We start from the raw sequence: 16,996 nt of genomic DNA, 5'->3' as shown, positions 1-16,996 counted from the left end.
AATATCGACCTTGTCCAGCCGGGACCACCCGAACGAGTGAGGCCACCCCCCGGGCCGTCCGTACCCGCACGGTGCGCGTACCCGAAAACCCCCTGCTCAGGGCCCGGATTCGGCGGTAGCGTCACCTGGTCAACGAGCGAAGCCCGCTCCGGGCAACGCCCCGTTCCGCACGGAAGGCAGATTCGATGACCGACCCGAGGTCCGCCGCCGACTCCTGGCTCGGCCAGGTCGAGGAGAGCACCGGGCGCCTGCTGCGCACCGTCGCCGGGCTGAAGCCCGACGCCGTCGCCGAGCCCTCCGCCCTCCCCGGCTGGACGAAGGGCCACGTGCTGGCCCACCTCGCCCGCAACGCCGACTCCCTGGTCAACCTGCTGACCGGCGCCCGCACCGGCACCGACGTCCCGCAGTACGCCAGCCACGAGGCCCGCGACCAGGACATCGAGCGCGACGCGCCCCGCCCGCTCGACGCCCACCTCGCCGACCTGCGCGCGTCCCACGAGCGCTTCCTGGCCGCCGCCGCGCAGCTGACCGACGACGCCTGGGCGGCGTCCGTCAAGCACCGCTTCGGCTACGTCTTCCCGGCCCACCAGATCCCGCACAAGCGCCTGCTGGAGCTGGAGTACCACCACGTCGACCTGGCCGCCGGCCACACCCCGGCGGACTGGCCGGAGGACTTCGCCGTCGCCCAGTTCCGCAAGCTCGCCGCCGGCCTGGCCGGGGAGGCCGGCCTGCCCGCCGTCGAGCTGGTCGCCGACGACACCGACGACCGCGCCGTCATCGGCACCGGCGAGCCCGCCCTCACCGTCCGGGGCCCCGTCCGCGCCCTCACCGCCTGGCTCTCCGGCCGCTCCGCCGGCGACGCCCTGCACCGCACCCCCGACACCGCCCTGCCCCCGCTTCCCCCCATGGGCTGACGGCGCGAGGATGATGCCAGGGAGATCCACACGACGAGGAGCAGACGGATGACGTACCACGGAGCGGTCAAGGTCGGCGGACCGCCGGACGTGCGGGAACTGGCCCACCTGATCATCACCAAGGTGGCCGTCGGCCCGTACGACAACAACGCCTACCTGCTGCGCTGCCGGGCCACCGACGAACAGCTCCTGATCGACGCGGCCGCCGACGCGCCGGTGCTGCTGGAGACCGTCGGGGACGACCTCGAGACGGTGGTCACCACCCACCGCCACCACGACCACTGGGGCGCGCTGGCCGAGGTGGTCGCCACCACCGGTGCCCGGACGGCCGCCGGCGAGCACGACGCCGAGGGCATCGACGTCCCCACCGAGCTGCTGCTCGCGGACGGCGACACGCTCCGGGTCGGCGAGGTGGAGCTCACCGTCCGGCACCTGGTCGGCCACACCCCGGGCGCCATCGTGCTCGTCTACGACGACCCGCAGGGCCACCAGCACGTCTTCACCGGCGACTGCCTCTTCCCGGGCGGCGTCGGCAACACCTGGGGCGACCCGGAGGCCTTCCGGACCCTCTACCGGGACGTCACCGAGAAGATCTTCGACGCCCTCCCCGACGAGGCCTGGGTCTACCCCGGCCACGGCTCCGACACCACCGTCGGCGCCGAGCGCCCGCACCTCGACGAGTGGCGCGAGCGCGGCTGGTAGCCCTCCCCCGCCGCACGGCCGAGGCCCCCGTGACCGTCTCCGGTCGCGGGGGCCTCGGCGGTGCCCGGCGCCGTGCGGCGCACGAACGTCAGGCGTCAGGCGTCAGGCGTCAGGCGTCAGGCGTCGAGCTTCTCGTGCTCGGCGGACTCGGCCTTCTTCGCGGCCCGCAGGCTGGTGAAGGTGGTGACCGCCAGGACGACCACGATGAAGCCCAGCGAGAACGGGATGCCGATCTCCGGGGCCCAGGTCGCGCCCGCCTCGTGCGCGGCGTGCAGCACCAGCTTCACGCCGATGAAGCCGAGGATCACCGACAGGCCGTACGACAGGTGGACCAGCTTCTTCAGCAGGCCGCCGATCAGGAAGTACAGCTGGCGCAGCCCCATCAGGGCGAAGGCGTTGGCGGTGAAGACGATGTACGGGTCCTGGGTCAGGCCGAAGATCGCCGGGATCGAGTCCAGCGCGAACAGCACGTCGGTGGTGCCGATCGCCAGCATGACGACCAGCATCGGGGTGATCAGCCGGCGGCCGTTCTCCCGGACGAACAGCTTGGTGCCGCGGTAGTCCTCGGTGGCCGGGAAGCGGCGGGTGATCGACTTGAGGACGCGGTTCTCCTCGAACTCCTCGTCGCCCTCGTCCTCGGCGCGGGCCTCCTTGATCAGCTTCCAGGCCGTCCAGATCAGGAAGGCGCCGAAGATGAAGAACACCCAGGAGAACTCGGCGACCAGCGCGGCGCCGCCGGCGATGAACACCGCCCGGAGCACCAGCGCGATGATCACACCGAACATCAGCACGCGCTGCTGGTAGATCCTGGGCACCGCGAACTTGCCCATGATCAGGATGAACACGAAGAGGTTGTCGACACTGAGCGACTTCTCGGTGATGTAGCCGGCGAAGAACTCGCCCGCCGGCTCCCCACCGGAGTGCCACCAGAGGAAGCCGCCGAAGAGCACCGCCAGGGCGACCCAGACGGCCGTCCAGATCCCGGCCTCCTTGATCGAGACCTCGTGCGGCTTGCGCCCTCCGATGAAGAAGTCCGCCACGACCAGTGCGATCAGCACCAGGATCGTGGAAACCCACATGGTTACGGAAACGTCCACTACTGCTCCTCCGGCAGGTAGGCGAGACAGTCATCGTCACTGCCGGAGGTCTCTTCCGCCCGTCGGGCCAGCGCCCCGGGGTGCCACGACGGGCACCCGTGATGACGGGGTCGGCTGTCGAGGAATACTCCCCTCCGCTGCCAACGAGAGTAACAGCAATCCCAAGGAAAGGTAAAGAAGGTAAAGAACCGCGCGGAGCGGGCTGCTGGAACGGCTACGCGGCCGGCTACAGGAACGGCTCGATCGCCGGCAGCAGGTCCTGGAAGGTCCGCCCCTTGGCCGGCGCGCCGATCGCCTGCATCTCCCAGCCGCCGTCGCCGTCCCGGACCACCTTGGCCATGATCTGCCCGGTGTGCGGCCCGCCGCCCGCCAGCTCGTAGCGGGCCAGCTCCAGCCCGGTGGCCTCGTCCACCAGCCGGCAGTGCGCCCGCTGCACCTCGGCGAAGGTCTGCCCGGTGTACGAGCTCACCGTGAACACCACCTGGGTGATGTTCACGGGCACGTGCACCAGGTCGACCAGGATCGCCTCGTCGTCCTCGGCCCCGGAACCGCCCTCCAGGTTGTCTCCGGTGTGCCGCACGGAGCCGTCGTTGCTCTCCAGGTGCGAGAAGAACACCACGTCGGACGGGGTCCGCTCGGCGTACAGCAGCGCCGAGGCGTCCAGGTCGATCTTCCGGGTGCGGCTGCCGAACAGCCCGCGCTTGGGGGCGGCCTGCCAGCCGAGGCCCATCCGGACCACGGTCAGGGCGCCGCCCTGCCCCTTCTGGAGGCTGACCCGCTGCCCCTTGGCCAGGTTCACCGACACGACGTTGTCCTCTCTGCCGGCCGCGCGGTCACAGCCGAGCGGCTCCACGGTGGAACACCCCGTCGCCGTCCCCCGGCTGAGGCCCCCTCTGCGTACGGCCCGCAAACCCCGTCCCGAGGGCACGATGCCGCAGGCCAGCCTAGGGCCTGCGGCACCCCGGGCTCCCCCGGGTCTGCCCGTTTGTGGCAAGGCTGAGACACCCGCGGACTTGACCGGTGTCATTCCGGCCAGGCCCGGCGCCGTACGGGTGCGCCCCGCGGGTGCGCCCCCGCGGGTGCGGCTACGCCACTCCGGCCTCGCGCATCTGCCGCAGTTCCCGCTTCAGCTCCTTGACCTCGTCGCGCAGCCGGGCCGCGACCTCGAACTGGAGGTCGGCGGCGGCCGTGTGCATCCGGTCGGTCATCTCCTGGATCAGGTCCGCCAGTTCGGCGGCCGGCAGGGACTTGGCCGGCTTGCGCTCCGCCCCCAGCGCCGGGACCGGGGCCTTGCCCTTGCCCTGGTTCCGGTAGCCGGTGGAGAGCAGCTCGTCGGTGTCCACGTCCTCGCGGGCGAGGGTGTCCAGGATGTCGCCGATCTTCTTGCGCAGCGGCTGCGGGTCGATCCCGTGCTCCTTGTTGTAGGCCTGCTGCACGGCCCGGCGGCGGTTGGTCTCGTCGATGGCCTTCTCCATCGCGGGGGTGATCTTGTCCGCGTACATGTGGACCTGGCCGGAGACGTTGCGGGCCGCACGGCCGATCGTCTGGATCAGCGAGGTGCCGGAGCGCAGGAAGCCCTCCTTGTCCGCGTCCAGGATCGCCACCAGCGACACCTCGGGCAGGTCCAGGCCCTCGCGCAGCAGGTTGATGCCGACCAGCACGTCGTACCGGCCCGCCCGCAGCTCGCGCAGCAGCTCCACCCGGCGCAGGGTGTCCACGTCGCTGTGCAGGTACCGGACCCGGATGTCCAGGCCGAGCATGTAGTCGGTGAGGTCCTCGGCCATCTTCTTGGTCAGCGTGGTGACCAGGACGCGCTCGTCCCGCTCGACCCGCTTGCGGACCTCGTGCACCAGGTCGTCGATCTGGCCCTCGGTCGGCTTGACGATCACCTCGGGGTCGATCAGGCCGGTCGGGCGGATGATCTGCTCGACCTGGCCGTCCCCGCGCGACAGCTCGTACGGGCCGGGCGTCGCCGACAGGTAGACCGTCTGGTCCGTCCGCTCCAGGAACTCCTCCCACTTCAGCGGGCGGTTGTCCATCGCGGACGGCAGCCGGAAGCCGTGCTCGACCAGGGTGCGCTTGCGCGAGGCGTCGCCCTCGTACATCGCGCCGATCTGCGGGACGGTGACGTGCGACTCGTCGATGACCAGGAGGAAGTCCTCCGGGAAGTAGTCGAGCAGGGTGTTCGGCGGGGAGCCGGGCTCGCGGCCGTCGAAGTGCATCGAGTAGTTCTCGACGCCCGAGCAGGTGCCGATCTGGCGCAGCATCTCGATGTCGTAGGTGGTGCGCATCCGCAGCCGCTGGGCCTCCAGCAGCTTGCCCTGCTTCTCCAGCTTCGCGAGCGTCAGCGCCAGCTCCGCCTCGATGCCGTTGACCGCGCGCTCCATCCGCTCGGGGCCGGCCACGTAGTGCGAGGCGGGGAAGACGTGGACCGAGTCGTCCTGGCTGATGATCTCGCCGGTGAGCGGGTGCAGGGTGTACAGCGCCTCGATCTCGTCGCCGAACATCTCGATCCGGACGGCGAGCTCCTCGTAGACCGGGAAGATCTCGATGGTGTCGCCGCGGACCCGGAAGGTGCCGCGGGTGAAGGCCACGTCGTTGCGGGCGTACTGGATGTCGACGAAGCGGCGCAGCAGCTCGTCCCGGTCGATCTCCTCGCCGACCTTGAGCCGCACCATCCGGTCCACGTACTCCTGCGGGGTGCCGAGGCCGTAGATGCAGGAGACCGAGGCCACCACCACCACGTCCCGGCGGGTGAGCAGCGAGTTGGTCGCCGAGTGGCGCAGCCGCTCGACCTCCTCGTTGATCGAGGAGTCCTTCTCGATGTAGGTGTCCGTCTGCGGGACGTACGCCTCGGGCTGGTAGTAGTCGTAGTACGAGACGAAGTACTCGACCGCGTTGTTCGGCAGCAGCTCGCGGAACTCGTTCGCCAGCTGCGCGGCCAGCGTCTTGTTCGGCGCCATCACCAGGGTGGGCCGCTGCAGCTTCTCGATCATCCAGGCCGTGGTGGCCGACTTGCCGGTGCCGGTGGCACCGAGCAGCACGACGTCCTTCTCCCCTCCCCTGATCCGCCGTTCCAGCTCGGCGATCGCCGCCGGCTGGTCGCCGTTCGGCTGGAAGGGGCTGACGACCTCGAAAGGCGCCACGGACCGCTCAATACTCGTGATGGGACGCACCACTCAACGGTACGACCCACCACCGACAAGCGAGGCCGGTTCGATCAGGCCGCGTGGGCCTCGAAGCTCATGGCCGGCTCCCGGGCGGGATCGATCCGCACGACGGAGTCGAAGGCGGCGGCGAGTCGCTCGATCAGCGGAAGGGTCGGATCGACCCCGCTCTCCTCGATGCCCTCGACGGTCTCCTCGTCCAGCCCGGCCCGCTCGGCGAGCTCGGCGGGTGTCCACCCGAGCGCGGAGCGTCGGGCGTACACGGCCTCGGCCAGCGCCATCCGCCGCCCGGCCGCGCGGTACTCCTCGCTCTCCCGGTGCTCCGCCGGCACGGTCCAACGGGTGTGGTAGCCGCTGCTCATCGCTGCTCCTCCCGGTCGTAGATCTCGTGATCGGCGGCGGGCCCGTGCTCCGCCTCGCAGACCTTCTGCGCGCGGCGCGCCCGTTCGACCTGATCGGTCTCGCGGTTCCCAGTCTTGCGGAAGACCGTCAGCAGCACAGCCCTCCGCCCCGGCGCGAGCCAGTACGTGATGCGCATGGACCCGATCCGCAACTCGCGCAGCGGGCCGCCCAGGTGGCTCGCCAACGGGAACGACAGCGCCTCGCCGTCCTCGGCGAGGCGGTCGGCGGCGCGTTCGGCCGCCCGGTACTCGACGGTCGGGCAGTTCTGGAGCCACACCCGCACCTCGGGCTCGATCTCGATCCCGTAGCCCGCCCTGGACTCGTCACCGGTCATGCCTCTCCCCCTCGCTCGGCAGTGGGAACAACTGCCGGGCGAGGGGGAGGGTCACGGGTCAGGCCTTGGCGCTGTCCCGGGCGAGGGCGACCAGGCGGGAGATGGCGCGCAGGTACTTCTTGCGGTAGCCGCCGCGCAGCATCTCCTCCGGGAAGACCTGGTCGAAGGGGAGGCCGGAGGCGGTGATCGGCAGCTCGCGGTCGTACATCCGGTCGGCCAGCACGACCAGGCGCAGCGCGGTGGACTGGTCGTCGATCTGGCGGACGCCGCGCAGGCAGACCGCGGCGACGTCGTCCAGCAGCGCGCCGTAGCGGCTGGGGTGGACGGCGGAGAGGTGGGCGAGCAGGGCGTCGAAGTCGTCCAGCGAGGCGCCGGGGGTGCGGGCCGCGGCGGCCGTGACGGCCTCGTCGGTGTACGGCGGCGGGGCGTCCGGCAGGCCGCGGTGGCGGTAGTCCTGGCCGTCGATCCGCATCGGGCGGAAGTGCGCGGACAGGCCCTGGATCTCGCGCAGGAAGTCGGCGGCGGCGAAGCGGCCCTCGCCGAGCTTCTCCGGCAGGGTGTTCGAGGTGGCGCACAGCTTCACGCCGTTGTCGACCAGCCGGCCGAGCAGGGTGGAGACCAGCACGGTGTCGCCCGGGTCGTCGAGCTCGAACTCGTCGATGCAGAGCAGCGTGTGCCCGGAGAGGGTCCGCACGGCCTGCTGGAAGCCGAGCGCGCCGACCAGGTTGGTCAGCTCGACGAAGGTGCCGAAGGCCTTGGGGCCGGGGGCGGCGTGCCAGAGCGAGGCGAGCAGGTGGGTCTTGCCGACGCCGTAGCCGCCGTCGAGGTAGACCCCGGCCGGGCCGGTGGGTGCGGGGGCGGAGCGGCGGAACCAGCTGCGCTTGGGCGCGGAACCGTTTCCTCCGCCGAGGGTCGCCGCGAACTGCTCCAGGACCTGGACGGCCTCGTACTGGCTCGGCTGGGTCGGGTCCGGAATGTACGTCCCGAAGCTCACGTCGGCGAACCGGGGCGGCGGGACCATCTCGGCGACCAGCCGCTCGGCGGGCACGACGGGTCGGCGGTCGGTGAGCGCGATCGGGGAGCCGGAGGCGTGTGCGGCTGCTATCGGCTCGGTCGCGGTTGCGGAGTGGGAGGCTGCGGGCACATCAGTAGAGGGTACGCCTGCCCCGTACGCCGTCCGAACGACCCGCGGCCCCGAACGGCCCACGGCCCGCGGCCCCGAACGGCCCACGGCCCGCGGTGGAAGACTGGGGACATGCAACAGTTGATCAGCCCGCTGGGCGGGCGGCTCGCCGATCCGGCCGCACTGGAATCGCTCGCCGCCGTCTACGCGTACCCCGAACAGGTGAATCAGGGGCGCCCCTGGCTGCGCGCCAACATGGTGTCCGGCCTGGACGGCGGGGCCAAGCTGGACGGGCTGTCCGAGGGCCTCTCCGGCGATGCCGACAAGCGGATCTTCGGGGTGCTGCGGGCGCTGTCGGACGTGGTAGTGGTGGGCGCGGAGACGGTCCGCGCCGAGGGCTACCGGCCGGCCCGGGCCCGCAAGGAGTTCGCGGCGGCCCGGGCGGCGGCGGGGCAGGCGCCCGCCCCGGCGATCGCCGTGGTGAGCCGCTCGCTGGAGCTGGACCTGACCGCGCCGCTGTTCACCGAGCCGCTGGTCAGGACGGTGGTCGTCACCACCGAGGACGCCCCCGCGGAGCGCCGCCGGGCGGTCGCCGGGGTGGCCGACCTGGTGCTCGCCGGCACCGGTTCGGTGGACCTGCGGGCAGGCGTGGCGGCCCTGGCCGAACGGGGCTGGACCAGGCTGCTGACCGAGGGCGGCCCGCGCCTGCTGGGGCAGCTGGCGGCGGCCGGCCTGCTGGACGAGCTGTGCCTGTCGCTGGCTCCGCTGCTCACCGGCGGCGACGCGCCGCGCATCCTGCACGATGCCCGAATGCCGGACGTGCAGCGGATGCGGCTGGTCTCATTGATCGAGCAGAAAGGATTCCTCTTCACCCGCTACCTGCGTCACCCCGGTTCGGACAACCCCGTGACCCCCTGATCGTGATCCCGTTATGGGATGCCGGGGCCCGGGGGCCGGCCACTGGAAGGGACTCACGTGTTCAAGACGGTACTGATGATCGAAAAGGCTCTCTCCGACGCGGACGTGGAGCTCGTCACCACGCTCCACGGCGAGGAGAAGGTGTCCTTCGTCGTCCTGATGCAGCCGCGCGGCCGGCAGGACGAACTGCTGCGGGCGCTCGACGACGTCGCCCTCGGCCACCTCGACAAGGTGGTGCACGAGCACGACGAGTCCGAGAGCGGTCCGACCGTGGCCGGCGAGTCGCTGGAGCACAGCCTGCGCCACCTGCGCTCGGCCGGGGCCGAGGCGGTCGGCGAACTGGTCGGGGAGAAGCCGCTGGAGCGGCTGCGCGCGGTCGTCGGGGAGCAGCGGGCGGACGAGGTCGTGGTGCTCACCTCACCGCACTTCGTGGAGGAGTTCTTCCACCGCGACTGGGCCTCCCAGGCCCGGCACAAGGTGGGCGTCCCCGTGCTCAGGCTCTTCGCCAGCGACTCCTGACCCGACCGGCCCGGCACGCCGGTGGTGCAGAATCGTCCTTGCGGTCCGCCCGCGAGGACGATTCCGTCTTCCCGACCCGTCCGCCCGCCCTGTCTGCCCCCGCCCCTACGGAGCCACGCCTTGAACGACGCCGCGCACGACCTGCACGCCCCGCACTTCATCGGCATCGGCGGCGCCGGGATGTCCGGCCTGGCGAAGATCCTCGCCGTGCGCGGGGCCAGCGTCTCGGGCAGCGACTCCAAGGAGTCCGAGACCGTCCTCGCGCTGCGCGCCCTCGGCGCCACCGTGCACGTCGGCCACGCCGCCGAGCACGTGCCGGACGGCACCAGCAGCGTGGTCGTCTCCAGCGCGATCCGGGCCGACAACCCGGAGCTGGTGGCCGCCCACGAGCGCGGCATCCCGGTGGTGCACCGCTCCGACGCGCTGGCGGCGCTGATGGGCGGGCGCCGGGCGCTGGCGGTGGCCGGCACCCACGGCAAGACCACCACCACCAGCATGCTCGCCGTCGCCCTCGGCGAGCTGGGCCTGGACCCGTCCTACGCGATCGGCGGCGACCTCGACGCGCCCGGCTCCAACGCCCACCACGGCACCGGCGAGATCTTCGTCGCCGAGGCGGACGAGAGCGACCGCAGCTTCCACAAGTACGCGCCCGAGGTGGCGATCGTGCTCAACGTGGAGCTGGACCACCACGCCAACTACGCCTCGATCGAGGAGATCTACGAGTCCTTCGAGACCTTCGTCGGCCGGATCGTCCCCGGCGGCACCCTGGTGGTCTCGGCCGACCACGACGGCGCCCGCGAGCTCACCTCCCGGGTGGCCGGCCGCGAGGGCCTGAACGTGGTGACGGTCGGCTCCGCCGAGGACGCCGACCTGCGGGTGCTCTCGGTGGTCGCCCACGGCATGACCAGCGAGGTCACCGTCCTGCTGGACGGCGCCGAGCTGAGCTTCACCGTCTCGGTGCCCGGCCGCCACTACGCCCACAACGCGGTGTCCGCACTGGCCGCCGGCGTCGCGCTGGGCGTCCCGGCCGCCGACCTGGCCAAGGCGCTCGGCGCCTACACCGGCGTGCGCCGCCGCCTCCAGCTCAAGGGCGAGGCCGGCGGGGTCCAGGTGATCGACTCCTACGCCCACCACCCCACCGAGATGACCGCCGACCTGGAGGCCATCCGCGAGGGCCTGACCGGCGGGGGCCGGGTGCTGGTGGTCTTCCAGCCGCACCTGTTCAGCCGCACCCAGCAGCTCTCCGAGGAGATGGGCCAGGCCCTGGCGCTGGCCGACGCCTCGGTGGTGCTGGACATCTACCCGGCCCGCGAGGACCCGATCCCCGGCGTGACCAGCGAGCTGATCATCGACGCGGCCCGCCGGGCCGGCGCCGAGGTCACCGCGGAGCACTCCTTCGCCGCCGCCCCCGCCCTGCTGGCCGGCCTCGCCCGCCCGGGCGACCTGCTGCTCACCATGGGCGCCGGGGACGTCACCAACCTCGGCCCGGAAATCCTGCGGCACCTCGCGAACGTTGCTTCCAACGTCTGACGTACGTCCGTCCGACGTCCACCGCGACCGGGAGCCCGTGATGAGCTACGAGATCGAGAAGACCGAGGCCGAGTGGCGCGCCCAGCTCAGCCCCGAGGAGTACCACGTGCTCCGCGAGGCGGGCACCGAGCGGCCGTTCACCGGTGAGTACACCGACTCCAAGACCGTCGGCGTCTACGGCTGCCGGGCCTGCGGGGCCGAACTGTTCAGCTCCGAGACCAAGTTCGACAGCCACTGCGGCTGGCCGTCCTACTACGCGCCGCTGGCCGGGGACCGGGTCCAGTACATCGAGGACACCTCGCTCGGCATGCGCCGGGTCGAGGTGCGCTGCGCCCGCTGCGGCGGGCACCTCGGGCACGTCTTCGAGGGCGAGGGCTACGGCACGCCGACGGACCAGCGGTACTGCATCAACAGCGTCTCGCTGACGCTGAAGCCGGCCGAGTAGGGCCGGACCCGCGCGCGGAGGCCCGGACACGTACGGTGTCCGGGCCTCCGCGCCGTCCGGGCCCGTCCGGGCCTACCCCTCGACCGGTGCGAAGCGGACCGGGAGGTGCGTCAGGGCCCGGTGGAACGGGCCCGGGCGCCAGAGCAGGTCCTCGGCGGGGGTGGACAGTTCGAGGTCGCTGAGGCGGCTGCCCAGCTGCTCGATGGCGGTGATCGCGATCAGCAGGGCCGGGTCCCGGGCCGGGCAGGCGTGCGGGCCGGCCGCCCAGGCCAGGTGGGCGCTCTCGCCGCTGCGCAGCCCGCCGCCGTCGGTGGGCGGCGCGGCCTGGGAGTTGGCGGCCGCGTACGAGACCAGCACCAGCGTGCCCGCCTTGATCTCGCGGCCGTGGAAGGTGATGTCGTACCGGGGGTAGTGGGCCGAGAGGTTGGCCATCGGCGGCTCGTGCCAGAGCACCTCGTCGATCGCCTGGTGGGCGGTCATCGCCCCGCCGAACAGCGAGCCGGCGTAGCGGGCGTCGGTGAGCAGGCGCAGCAGGGCGTTGCCGATCAGGTTGGTGGTCGGCTCGTGCCCGGCGATCAGGGTCAGGGTGATCTGCCGGATCACCTCGTCGTCGTCCAGCCCGACCGGGTGGGTGACGTACATCGAGGTGAGGTCGTGCCGGGGGCGCTCGCGGCGCTCGGCGACCATCGCGGTGACCACCGCCAGGAGCTTCCCGTACGAGGCGCCGGCCCGGGCGGTGGACTCGATCAGCCCGGTGATCGCGTCCACCACCTCCTCGCGCTGCTCCTGCGGCACGCCGAACCAGGTGGTGAGCGCGAAGGCGGGCAGCCGACGGGCGTACTCGGCGATCAGGTCGGCGTGCCCGACGGCGGCGAAGCGGTCGATCAGCCGGTGCGCGGTCTCGGCGACCTGGCGCTGGAGCCGGTGCGGCTCGAACAGCGCGAGGGCGTCGGTGATCACCGCCCGGTAGCGCGCGTGGGTCTCGCCGTCGCTGAACAGCGCGGTCGGGCGGTAGCCGAGCACCGGCAGCAGCGGGGAGTCCGGCGGGATGGTCCGCTGCCAGGCCCGGGAGTCCTTGGAGAAGGTGTCGGTGTCGCGCAGCAGGTCCAGCGCGGCCTGGTAGTCGGTGACCAGCAGGGCCTCGACGCCGGGCGCGATCTCCACCGGGGCGACCGCGCCGTGCCGCCGCAGCCGCTCGTAGACCAGCTGGGGGTCGGCGGCGAAGACCGGGCCGTGGATCGGGGTCGGGCGGGACTCGACGGTCACGGCTGCTCCGGGGTGGCGGGGTCCGAGGTGACGGGGTCCGAACCGGCGGGGTCCGGGCCGGCGGGGTCCGGGCCGGCGGGGGCGGCGGGCAGGGCCTCCAGGACGTGCTCGGCCAGCGCGATCAACGCGTCCAGGCTGCTGTCGCGCTCGCGCGCGTCGCAGAGCAGCAGCGGGGTGGCGGCGTGCAGGTCCAGGTGGGTGCGCAGCACCTCGACCGGGTGGTCCGGCGCGTCCGGGAAGCGGTTGACGGCGACGGCGTACGGCAGGCCCTGCTCCTCGACCATGTCCATGATCTCGAAGGAGTCGGCCAGCCGGCGGGTGTCGGCGAGCACCAGGGCGCCCACCGCGCCGCGGGCGATGTCCTGCCAGAGCGGGAAGAAGCGGCGCTGGCCGGGGGTGCCGAACATGTAGAGCACCACGTTGCCGGGCAGGGTGAGCCGGCCGAAGTCGACGGCGACGGTGGTGGTGGACTTCCCGGGTACGCCGGCCAGGTCGTCCACCGGGCGGCCGGTCTCGGTCATCGCCTCCTCGGTGTGCAGGGTGGCGATCTCGGAGAGGGTCCGGATGAGGGTGGTCTTGCCGACCCCGAACGGGCCGGCCACCACCAGTTTCATCAGCGTCTGGTCCTGGTCGGGCAGGTAGCCCACCCGGCTCTGGTCTTCCGGTTCCGGCCGGGCGGCCGGGTCACCGGAGCGCACGGAGTCCAACGAGGAGCCTCTCGACGATGGAGCGGTCGGTCTGCTGGGCGCGCGGGATCGGCGCGCGGGCGTGCAGGCAGCCCGCCTCGACCAGGTCGGCCGCGAGGAAGACGGTGGCGCTGACCGGCAGGCTCAGGTGCGCGGCGGCCTCCACCACGGTCAGCGCGCCGGGGCGCAGCAGTTCCCAGAGCCGGCGGTGTTCGGGGTCGAGCGCCTCCGGCGGGTCCGCGCGGTCGGCGAACAGCACGGTCAGCCGCTCGAAGCCCTTGGTGCCGGGGCGGCTGCGGCCGCCGGTGGCCAGGTAGGCGGGCACCATCCGCCTGCGGGGGACGGCGGTCATGACCGGACGTCGTCGTCCTGCCGCCGGGTCGGGCTCGCGAGCGCGCGACCGAGGGCGGCGACCTGCAGCTGCATCTGGTAGGCGACGTTGCCGAGTTGGGCGTCCGGCGAGGTGAAGACGGCGAGCGAGGTGTTCTCCCCGGCGGGCACCACGACGGCGTAGCCGAGGTCGGACTCCACCACGGTCTGGGCCAGCCGGGGCCGCTCGACGTCGGTGAACGCGGCGGTGAAGGCCCGGGCGGCGGCGTGCACGGTGGCGGTCATCGCGGCGACCCGCTCGGCCGAGGCGCGCTCCAGGCCGTCCGAGGCGCCCTCGACCAGGCCGTCCCCGGTGGCGATGACGGCGTGCAGCACCCCCGGGAGCTCCAGCAGCGGGGTCAGCACCCACGAGATCTCGTCGGTGGCGGTCGGGCTGGGCGTGCTGCTCACTGCTCGGCTCCTTCTGAGGTCGGACCGGTGCTCGGGTCACCGGGGTCGCGGTCGGCGGTGGTGTCGCCGGGGGTGGTGGCGGTCCTGCCGCCGGTGGCGCTCATGCCGGTGGTGCCGGTCGTGCCGGTGGTGCTGTCGCTGTTTCCGGGGGCGGTCCGGCCGGGTGCGGCGCCGGCGGCCTCCTCGCGCTCGGCCCGGGCCACGGCGGCCCGGCCGGAGTCGGTGCCCTGCTGCAGCGCCTGCCAGTGGGCGGCGGCCTGCTCGGGGGTGCGCGCGGCCGCGCGGGCGGGAGCGGGCTTCGCGGCGGCCGGCCGTACGGCGGCGGGCTGCTCGGCGACCAGCGGACGGCGGCGGCGCCGGGTGGGCAGGCCGGTGCCGTCGTCGGCCGCGGACGCGTCCGTCGAGGGGGTGTCCGTCGCGGGGGCGTCCGGGCCGGGCTCGGCCGGGACGGACGCACCCGCCTGGCCCTCCCCCGCCGGGCCGTCCGCGACCGGGCCGTCCGCGACCGGGTCGGGCACCACGCGGATGGCCGGGGCCGGGTGCGGGCCCGGCTGGTTGTGGCGGTCGGCGAGCCGCGGGCCGTCCTGCTCGTCCGCGTCGCGCATCGGCGGGACGGCCGCGACGGTGGGCGCCGGGGCCGGGCCGGAGCCGGCCCGCAGCGGCAGCGGGGTGAGCACCGACAGCGGCTGCTCGTCGTCCACGACGGTCACCAGCGCGGCCGGGATGCGCAGGATGGTCCGCATGCCGCCGTACGGCGAGGGCTCGATGTGACAGGAGAAGCCGTACTGGCGGGCCAGCTTGCCGATCACCGCGAAGCCGGTCTTGGGCGGGTTGCCGAGCTCGGTGAGCAGCATGTCGGGCGGGCCGGCCAGCAGCCGGCGGGCGCGGCGCAGCTGGTCCTCGTCCATGCCGATGCCGCTGTCGTCGATGATCACCAGCGCGCCGCGGCCGCCCTGCTGGACGGTGACCGGGACGTCGGTCTCCGGGTGGGAGCAGGCGGTGGCGTTGGCGAGCAGCTCGGCGATGGTGACGGCGATCGGCTCGGCGGCCCGGGCGACCACGGCGAGGCGCTGCTCGCGCAGGTGGTTGGCGACCTTGATCCGGGCGTAGCCGGGCACCCGGGAGAGCGCGCCGACGACCACCTCGGCGAGCGGCGAGTCGGTGCGGGCGAGGCCCGGCCAGGCCTCGCAGAGCACCGCGATGGTCTGGATCCGGCGCAGCGCGACCTCGTTGCGGAAGTCGACCTCCAGCAGCCGGGGGTCGTCGTTCTCGTGCTGGAGCCGCTGGACCAGGCTCTGGATCTGGTACAGCAGGGTCTGGATCCGGGAGGTGGCGCCGCGCATGGCGGCGCGGGCGGCGGCGTCCACCCGCTCGCGCTCGTCGGCGAGGGCGGCCTGGGCGGCGTCCAGGACGCCCTGCAGCGCCCGGACCGCCTCCGGGCCGACGGCCTGCGGGTCCAGCGGGCCGACCAGCGGGGCGTTGCCGTGGGTGAGCCGTACGGCGGTGGCGGCGACCCGCTCCTGGGCGAGGTGGCCGATCTCGGCGAGCAGCGCGGTGCCGCGCGCCTCGGCCTCGGCGAGCGCGCGCTCGGCCTGCTCGGCCCGGGCGGTCGCGGCGGAGCCCTGCTGCATGGCGTCCCGGACGGTGTCCTGCGCCTGCCGGGCCGCCTCCTGCGCCTCGCGGACGCTGTCCTCGGCGGCCCGGGTGCGCTCCTCAGCCCGCCGGGCCTCCTCGGCGGAGCGCCGGGCGGCCTCCTGCGCGTCGCGCTGCTGCTGCTCCGCGCGGGCGAGCCGGCCCTCGGCGGTCCGGGCGCGCTCCTCGCCCCGGCCGAGCGCGGTCTCGGCGGCCGTCGCCCGGGTGACGGCGACGGCCCGGCCGCGGGCGAGCACGGCCGCGGCCGCGGCGGCGACCAGCGCCAGGACGATCAGCGCGATCTGCGTCATCGAAGTCCTCGGGGGTGCTTGCGGGGTGGACCGGGTGGTGCGGCCGGGACGACCGGGCGACGGGGCCGGACGGGATCAGGACCGGGCGGTACCGGGCCCTGGCGGGGTCAGGGCCGGGCAGTGCGCGGGCGCTGGGCGCGGGCCTCGTCCTCGGCCAGTTCCCGGGCCACCAGGGCGACCTGGCCCAGGGCCTCCAGGGCGCCCGGGGCCGCCGAGCCGTCCAGGTGCCGGTACTCGGCCGCGACGGTGATCACCAGCCGCTCGGGCAGGCCGAGTTCGGGGTGGCGCTGCTCGGCTATCACCCGCCGGGCGGCGTCCAGCGCGGGTATCCCGGCGGCGTGCAGGGCGTGGGCGCGCTCGCGCACGTAGGCGAGGTAGCCGATGTGCTCGCGGACGCCGTCGCGGTCGAGCACCGGGCCGTGGCCGGGGACGAAGATCTCCGCGCCGGTGGCCAGGGCCTGCTCGCAGGCGCCGATGACGTTCTCCAGCGGTCCGGCCCAGTGCGAGGGGTGGTCGCCGGGCTGCTCGGGCGTCGAGGAGAAGATCACGTCGCCGGTGAACACCGCGCGCTGGTGCGGGAGGTGGACCAGCAGGTCGCCGCCGGTGTGGGCGGCGGGCAGGCTGGTGATCCGCACCGGGTAGCGGCCGACGGTCAGTTCCAGCTCGCCGGTGAAGACGGTGTCGGGGCGCACCGGCTCGGTGCCGGACCAGTCGAACTGCCCGAAGTGCTCCTTCAGGTAGCCGCCGAGCGGCGAGTCCGGGTCGCTGTTGGTGACCAGCGCGTGCTGCTGCTGCGGGGTGGGCTCCCAGTGGATGTGCTCCAGCGCCTCGCGGGTGGCGATCACCTCGGCGTCCGGCAGCACCCCGGCGCCCCACAGGTGGTCCCCGTTGGCGTGGGTGACGACCACCCGGTCGACCCCGACCCCGTCCGGCAGCAGCCGCCGGCTCGCGGCGAGGAACTCCCCGGCCATCGAGGGGTCGTACGGCGTGTCGATCCAGAGCGCGGTGGTCTCCGAGGCCAGCAGGCCGCAGTTGGCCAGGCCCCACCCCCGCTTCGGCGGGAGCCACACGTACAGGTCCTCGGCAATCGCGCTCACGTTCGCACGGCTGATCGTCATGTGCGCGATTATGCCCAGGTCGTGACAGGAGTGGAGCAAAACCATTACAGTT

At 73.3% G+C, this 16,996-nt stretch carries 18 protein-coding genes; 6 read left to right on the top strand and 12 right to left on the bottom strand.

Annotation, left to right across the window (positions count from 1 at the left end):
- Positions 1–185: 185 nt before the first annotated feature.
- Together ACWDD9_RS16885 and ACWDD9_RS16880 are read left to right on the top strand one after the other, a co-directional pair.
- Positions 186–914 carry a maleylpyruvate isomerase family mycothiol-dependent enzyme gene (locus ACWDD9_RS16885; protein ID WP_117489947.1) on the top strand — a complete coding sequence of 243 codons (729 nt, stop codon included), beginning with the start codon at positions 186–188 and terminating at the stop codon, positions 912–914.
- Between the two features lie 48 nt (positions 915–962).
- Positions 963–1,616, top strand: a complete 654-nt coding sequence (locus ACWDD9_RS16880; RefSeq protein WP_049649605.1) for an MBL fold metallo-hydrolase — start codon at positions 963–965, stop codon at positions 1,614–1,616.
- Positions 1,617–1,732: 116 nt separating this feature from the next.
- Here the strand turns inward: ACWDD9_RS16880 and ACWDD9_RS16875 are convergent, their stop codons facing one another.
- The 6 genes from ACWDD9_RS16875 to zapE all read right to left on the bottom strand — a co-directional run bounded on the left by ACWDD9_RS16875 (position 1,733) and on the right by zapE (position 7,721).
- Entirely contained in the window at positions 1,733–2,713 is a 981-nt protein-coding gene (locus ACWDD9_RS16875) for a TerC family protein (RefSeq protein ID WP_049649604.1), read from the bottom strand.
- A gap of 226 nt (positions 2,714–2,939) precedes the next feature.
- Positions 2,940–3,518 (bottom strand): TerD family protein, encoded by a 579-nt coding sequence (locus tag ACWDD9_RS16870; protein ID WP_049649603.1) that lies wholly within the window; start codon positions 3,516–3,518, stop codon positions 2,940–2,942.
- 280 nt (positions 3,519–3,798) lie between these two features.
- A complete protein-coding gene (gene uvrB, locus ACWDD9_RS16865) occupies positions 3,799–5,889 on the bottom strand; it encodes an excinuclease ABC subunit UvrB (protein WP_049649602.1) in 2,091 nt (696 codons plus the stop codon).
- A gap of 44 nt (positions 5,890–5,933) precedes the next feature.
- Positions 5,934–6,242 (bottom strand): helix-turn-helix domain-containing protein, encoded by a 309-nt coding sequence (locus ACWDD9_RS16860; protein WP_049649601.1) that lies wholly within the window; start codon positions 6,240–6,242, stop codon positions 5,934–5,936.
- The gene (locus ACWDD9_RS16855; RefSeq protein WP_049649600.1) at positions 6,239–6,616 is read right to left on the bottom strand and encodes a type II toxin-antitoxin system RelE/ParE family toxin; all 378 of its coding nucleotides are present in this window, start codon (positions 6,614–6,616) and stop codon (positions 6,239–6,241) included. Before ACWDD9_RS16855 ends, ACWDD9_RS16860 begins: the two co-directional genes overlap by 4 nt.
- A 58-nt stretch (positions 6,617–6,674) precedes the next feature.
- A complete protein-coding gene (gene zapE / locus ACWDD9_RS16850; RefSeq protein ID WP_241852830.1) occupies positions 6,675–7,721 on the bottom strand; it encodes a cell division protein ZapE in 1,047 nt (348 codons plus the stop codon).
- A 150-nt stretch (positions 7,722–7,871) separates the two neighbouring features.
- On the opposite strand from zapE, the gene ACWDD9_RS16845 reads away from it, so the two are divergent.
- The 4 genes from ACWDD9_RS16845 (at position 7,872) to msrB (ending at position 11,151) form a co-directional block, all read left to right on the top strand.
- A complete protein-coding gene (locus tag ACWDD9_RS16845) occupies positions 7,872–8,657 on the top strand; it encodes a pyrimidine reductase family protein (RefSeq protein WP_074001682.1) in 786 nt (261 codons plus the stop codon).
- Positions 8,658–8,714: 57 nt separating this feature from the next.
- A complete protein-coding gene (locus ACWDD9_RS16840) occupies positions 8,715–9,176 on the top strand; it encodes an indole-3-glycerol phosphate synthase (protein WP_107086353.1) in 462 nt (153 codons plus the stop codon).
- Between the two features lie 120 nt (positions 9,177–9,296).
- Complete coding sequence (murC, locus tag ACWDD9_RS16835) at positions 9,297–10,706, top strand: UDP-N-acetylmuramate--L-alanine ligase (protein WP_074001683.1); 1,410 nt, start codon at positions 9,297–9,299, stop codon at positions 10,704–10,706.
- A 40-nt stretch (positions 10,707–10,746) separates the two neighbouring features.
- Positions 10,747–11,151 (top strand): peptide-methionine (R)-S-oxide reductase MsrB, encoded by a 405-nt coding sequence (gene msrB / locus ACWDD9_RS16830; RefSeq protein ID WP_049649595.1) that lies wholly within the window; start codon positions 10,747–10,749, stop codon positions 11,149–11,151.
- 72 nt (positions 11,152–11,223) lie between these two features.
- Here the strand turns inward: msrB and ACWDD9_RS16825 are convergent, their stop codons facing one another.
- From ACWDD9_RS16825 to ACWDD9_RS16800, 6 genes are all read right to left on the bottom strand, one after another.
- The gene (locus ACWDD9_RS16825) at positions 11,224–12,417 is read right to left on the bottom strand and encodes a cytochrome P450 (protein ID WP_449811927.1); all 1,194 of its coding nucleotides are present in this window, start codon (positions 12,415–12,417) and stop codon (positions 11,224–11,226) included.
- Entirely contained in the window at positions 12,414–13,031 is a 618-nt protein-coding gene (locus ACWDD9_RS16820; protein WP_449811986.1) for a GTP-binding protein, read from the bottom strand. The genes ACWDD9_RS16825 and ACWDD9_RS16820 overlap by 4 nt, the downstream gene beginning before the upstream one ends.
- Before the next feature lie 70 nt (positions 13,032–13,101).
- Entirely contained in the window at positions 13,102–13,455 is a 354-nt protein-coding gene (locus tag ACWDD9_RS16815; protein WP_049649592.1) for a DUF742 domain-containing protein, read from the bottom strand.
- Complete coding sequence (locus tag ACWDD9_RS16810; RefSeq protein ID WP_049649591.1) at positions 13,452–13,883, bottom strand: roadblock/LC7 domain-containing protein; 432 nt, start codon at positions 13,881–13,883, stop codon at positions 13,452–13,454. The genes ACWDD9_RS16815 and ACWDD9_RS16810 overlap by 4 nt, the downstream gene beginning before the upstream one ends.
- Complete coding sequence (locus tag ACWDD9_RS16805; RefSeq protein WP_449811926.1) at positions 13,880–15,826, bottom strand: ATP-binding protein; 1,947 nt, start codon at positions 15,824–15,826, stop codon at positions 13,880–13,882. The genes ACWDD9_RS16810 and ACWDD9_RS16805 overlap by 4 nt, the downstream gene beginning before the upstream one ends.
- Before the next feature lie 107 nt (positions 15,827–15,933).
- Positions 15,934–16,944: an MBL fold metallo-hydrolase gene (locus ACWDD9_RS16800; protein ID WP_049651288.1), complete on the bottom strand. Its 1,011-nt coding sequence runs from the start codon at positions 16,942–16,944 to the stop codon at positions 15,934–15,936.
- Positions 16,945–16,996: the final 52 nt, after the last annotated feature.

The sequence above is a fragment of the Kitasatospora sp. NPDC001119 genome (genome assembly GCF_053598475.1).
This window is presented reverse-complemented; position numbering and strand designations above follow the sequence as displayed.

What these genes read in the sequence shown, in the direction of transcription:
- ACWDD9_RS16800 (WP_049651288.1), bottom strand. Translation starts at nt 16,944, where the DNA reads ATGACGATCAGCCGTGCGAACGTGAGCGCGATTGCCGAGGACCTGTAC.
- ACWDD9_RS16805 (WP_449811926.1), bottom strand. Translation starts at nt 15,826, where the DNA reads ATGACGCAGATCGCGCTGATCGTCCTGGCGCTGGTCGCCGCCGCGGCC.
- msrB (WP_049649595.1), top strand. Translation starts at nt 10,747, where the DNA reads ATGAGCTACGAGATCGAGAAGACCGAGGCCGAGTGGCGCGCCCAGCTC.
- ACWDD9_RS16855 (WP_049649600.1), bottom strand. Translation starts at nt 6,616, where the DNA reads ATGACCGGTGACGAGTCCAGGGCGGGCTACGGGATCGAGATCGAGCCC.
- ACWDD9_RS16885 (WP_117489947.1), top strand. Translation starts at nt 186, where the DNA reads ATGACCGACCCGAGGTCCGCCGCCGACTCCTGGCTCGGCCAGGTCGAG.
- ACWDD9_RS16845 (WP_074001682.1), top strand. Translation starts at nt 7,872, where the DNA reads ATGCAACAGTTGATCAGCCCGCTGGGCGGGCGGCTCGCCGATCCGGCC.
- ACWDD9_RS16820 (WP_449811986.1), bottom strand. Translation starts at nt 13,031, where the DNA reads ATGAAACTGGTGGTGGCCGGCCCGTTCGGGGTCGGCAAGACCACCCTC.
- ACWDD9_RS16815 (WP_049649592.1), bottom strand. Translation starts at nt 13,455, where the DNA reads ATGACCGCCGTCCCCCGCAGGCGGATGGTGCCCGCCTACCTGGCCACC.
- ACWDD9_RS16880 (WP_049649605.1), top strand. Translation starts at nt 963, where the DNA reads ATGACGTACCACGGAGCGGTCAAGGTCGGCGGACCGCCGGACGTGCGG.
- ACWDD9_RS16860 (WP_049649601.1), bottom strand. Translation starts at nt 6,242, where the DNA reads ATGAGCAGCGGCTACCACACCCGTTGGACCGTGCCGGCGGAGCACCGG.